The sequence below is a fragment of the Sulfitobacter sp. HI0129 genome, assembly GCF_001635395.1.
In the GTDB taxonomy this organism is placed as follows: Bacteria; Pseudomonadota; Alphaproteobacteria; order Rhodobacterales; family Rhodobacteraceae; genus Sulfitobacter.
The window spans coordinates 1-567 of sequence record NZ_LWGH01000184.1; the positions used below are offsets into that span (position 1 = coordinate 1).

Annotated in this window: 1 pseudogene; it reads right to left on the bottom strand. The window is 58.0% G+C overall.

Annotated elements, in window-relative coordinates:
* Window positions 1-439 (bottom strand): annotated as a pseudogene (locus tag A3764_RS23850) (IS5 family transposase); the annotation flags it as partial.
* Between the last annotated feature and the right edge of the window lie 128 nt (window positions 440-567).

Here is a 567-nt window from a genome sequence, read left to right on the forward strand (position 1 = left end):
TTCAGGACGGCGATGCGGACCTGGAGTTCGGCGACCTGTCGATCGAAGTCCCGTGCCATGAGCCGCTGGCCCAGCAACTTGATACAATGCATCTTTGTCTCGACGCGGCTTCGGCGGTGGTATCCACTCCATCGTCGCCAGAGCGCGCGGCCCAGGTATTTCGCCGCGCGCAGGGCCTCATTTCGCGCCACGGCTCCGGCGGTGATCGTCTTCCAGGGCTTCGCGTTCTTGCGGGGCGGGATGACGGCATGGGCACCGCGATCTGCAATCGCATCGTGGCATTTGCGCGTGTCGTAGGCGCCATCAGCCGTAACGCTACCGATTTCCTGGTCCTGCGGGATTTGGTCGAGAAGGTGGGTAGGATGGGCGCATCACCGATGTGGCTCCCGGTGACTTCGACGGCCCGGATCTCCAACGTTTCTTCATCGATCCCAAGGTGTCGCGTAGCCCTTAATTGTGAGATGGGAAATCCAACGAAATCAACGGCTGAGCTTTGCCCTTAAATATGAGATTTTGCCTTTAATTCTGATATTTTTGCCCTTAAACCTGAGACAGGGTTCACAGACA